Annotated in this window: 3 protein-coding genes and 1 pseudogene; 2 read left to right on the plus strand and 2 right to left on the minus strand. The window is 57.7% G+C overall.

Annotation, left to right across the window (positions count from 1 at the left end; genetic code table 11):
• Positions 1 to 363, minus strand: a 363-nt coding sequence (locus tag ACYCUK_RS24140) for an NAD(P)/FAD-dependent oxidoreductase (RefSeq protein ID WP_461597120.1), incomplete at its 3' end; no start/stop codon positions are given.
• 288 nt (positions 364 to 651) lie between these two features.
• Here ACYCUK_RS24140 and ACYCUK_RS24145 point away from each other — a divergent pair.
• Positions 652 to 1,980 (plus strand): ISAs1 family transposase, encoded by a 1,329-nt coding sequence (locus ACYCUK_RS24145; RefSeq protein WP_461597121.1) that lies wholly within the window; start codon positions 652 to 654, stop codon positions 1,978 to 1,980.
• A gap of 112 nt (positions 1,981 to 2,092) precedes the next feature.
• Positions 2,093 to 2,407, plus strand: coding sequence for a hypothetical protein (locus ACYCUK_RS24150; RefSeq protein WP_461597122.1), 315 nt, complete (start codon positions 2,093 to 2,095; stop codon positions 2,405 to 2,407).
• A gap of 279 nt (positions 2,408 to 2,686) precedes the next feature.
• Here the strand turns inward: ACYCUK_RS24150 and ACYCUK_RS24155 are convergent.
• Positions 2,687 to 2,892 (minus strand): annotated as a pseudogene (locus tag ACYCUK_RS24155) (polysaccharide deacetylase family protein); the annotation flags it as partial.

Below are 2,892 nucleotides of genomic sequence, written 5' to 3' on the forward strand. Positions count from 1 at the left end.
GCGCACCTGATAGGCCATGGGCATGGACTTGTCCCATGCCTCGGCAAAAACGAAGGTCTGCGTCTTCTGCACATGATAAGGAGAGTTGAACTCCGCCCCCCGCTTTTCCATCCCGATGCTGCGGACCTCTTCTGCAACACCCAACTTTTGCAATAGGGGTAAATTGGCCGGAAGCAGCGATTCGCCGATGTGGAAGCGAGGGTGACGCGCCTTTTCCAGAACGGTCACCTGGTACCCACGCTCTGCCAGTAACGTGCTGATGGTGGAGCCGGCCGGCCCCCCGCCGATAACGAGGATGTCGCATATCTGCGCTTCCGGTCCGGAACTTGGCATTTCACCATTTTTCATCATGATATGCTCCATTTTGGATCTTTTCACATGAAAAGATATTGCCATTCATGGCGGGTCAATCATTCGGCCAATTTCCCGCGCGGAAAATCATTTCTGCCAAGCGCAGCAGCAACCTCTTTCCGCACCAAAGAGCAACAAGTATATAATTTTTTGGCAATAGTCCATAGCGTAACAGATAATAAAATATCGAATCCTTCCCCGGGTTACCCAGGGCTCTGGCAAGAACCAATCTAACCTCATGATGCAGTAATACAAAGGGCCCCTATGGACACCGGGGCCGCGATGCGGTAAAAATACCGCATGGAAGCCCCGACACTCACCTCGAACCACCAAGCCGCTCTGCACCGCATTCAGGTGCGCCTCATCCTGCCCACAGAGCGGGAACGCTGGAGCACCATGATGCAAGCGCATCATTACCGAGGCTTCCGCACGATGGCGGGGCGTACCCTGCGCTATGTGGCCACTCTGGACGACCGGTGGGTAGCTCTCCTCGGCTGGCAGGCCGCCGCTTACCAGTGTCAGGCACGGGAACAGTGGATCGGCTGGTCCTGGGTCTTGCGCCGCCAGCGTCTTCACCTCATCGCCAATAATGCCCGCTTTCTGATTCTCCCGGGAGAATCCTTCCCCAATCTGGCTTCACGTATCCTGGCGCTGAACCTGCGCCGGCTTTCTGCCGACTGGCAGGCGGTCTATCGCCATCCCATTGTGCTGGCCGAGACTTTCGTGGAATCCCCACGGTTTACCGGTGCCTGTTACCGTGCCGCGAACTGGATCAATGTCGGCTGGACCAAGGGCTTTGCTCGCCGCCCCGGTGGCGGCTATGTCTACCACGGTCAGCCCAAACGCCTCTTGGTCTACCCCCTCCACCCACAGGCGAGTGTCTGGCTGGCCCAGCCGCAGCCGCAATCCGAATGGACTCAAACGCCTATGCAAACCGTCACCCTGAGCGACGCGCAAATGGAAGGCTTGCGCCAAATCTTCTTCCGCCTTCCCGATGTCCGCAAACGCCGAGGCAAGCAGCATCCCCTCCCGGCCATCCTGACTGTGGCCGTGGCCGCCGTACTCACGCAGGCGCAAAGTTATGCAGCGATGGCGGAGTGGGCCGCTCGGCTGACCCAGACCCAACTGAAGCGTATTCGCGCACGATTCAATCCCAAGACGCAGCGCTATATAGCGCCTTCCGAACCCACCATCCGTCGCGTCCTGCAAGGTGCCAATGTCGAGGCCCTGGATGCCGCTATCGGCGCTTGGCTGCTGGGCATTGCCGGATTTGAAGCGGTGGCCGTCGATGGCAAAGTGCTCAAAGGCGCTGTGCGTGAAGACGGTACGCAGGTCCATCTGCTCAGCGCTTTCATGCATGGCCAGGGTGCGACTATCGCGCAAAAGGAAATCGCCCGGAAAACCAACGAAATCCCGGAACTGCGCACCCTGCTCAAAGACGTCGACATCCAAGGCAAGGTCGTAACCGCCGATGCCATGCATACCCAACGGGAGACCGCCCGTTTCCTCGTCGAAGAGAAAAAAGCCGATTACCTCTTCACCGCCGTCAAAGGCAACCAGCGAAAACTCCGCAACAGTCTGATCTGCCTCCCCTGGGAGGATTCCCCCCCTCAGCGCCGAAACGATTGATGTCGGTCATGGCCGTCATGAATACCGCAAAATCACCGTCGCAACCCGAGCTACCGGCATCGACTTTCCTTATCTGGGTCAGGCTTTTCGGATTCAGCGCGTCACCATCGACATGAAAAGCGGAGAAATCCGTGATGATTGCGCCTATGGACTCACCAGTGTGACTAAAGAACGGGCTACTGCTGAAAATCTGCTGGGTATAGCCCGCGGCCATTGGGAGATTGAAAACCGTAACCATCATGTCCGCGATACCACATACCACGAAGACCTCTCCCAGGTCCGTACAGAAAACGGACCCCACATGATGGCGACCCTGCGCGGACTTGCGATGAGCATCATGCGTCTCACCGGAGTTAAAAACATTGCTAAAGCGGCCCGTAACTTCGCCGCCAGCGCCTGGGTAACGCTCCGCCAGTTCGGTCTCTGAGACGCCACTGTAGTTCTTGCCAGTCCGGAAAGGTCCCCGGAGAGAAAATTGCGTCCGTCCGCCACCGCAAGGTCCATTTTTCGCACCTGAAAGCCCATAAACACCATGTTTCACCCTCAGCACACCTTAAACCGCCTCCAAAAATTGGCAGCGGTCACACCACCGCATTTATATCAGGCGACTTTGACGGGGCCCTGCCGGGTTACCTTAGGCAAAGAGCGCCATGCATGGGAACCTTGGGGGCCGATAAATACCCACTGCAGCCGGTGCTAAGGTTTTTTATAAAAATTGTGCATCGCTAAACGCCATCGGCAAAGATACACAGCGCAGCCCGTGGCCGGCGCACCGTTCCAGCAGCCGGGGCAAGACCTCCAGCACCACCGGCTGGCCATTGCGGGTACGCGCCGACTGTCCGTCATGCAGTAACAAAATGTCGCCGGCGGACAGGTTGTGGGCAAGACGGCGGAACACGGCATCGGGATTGC

This window comes from Thiomonas sp. (genome assembly GCF_054608695.1).

Coding starts and splice junctions, on each gene's coding strand:
- ACYCUK_RS24145 (WP_461597121.1), top strand. CDS start 652: ATGGAAGCCCCGACACTCACCTCGAACCACCAAGCCGCTCTGCACCGC.
- ACYCUK_RS24150 (WP_461597122.1), top strand. CDS start 2,093: ATGAAAAGCGGAGAAATCCGTGATGATTGCGCCTATGGACTCACCAGT.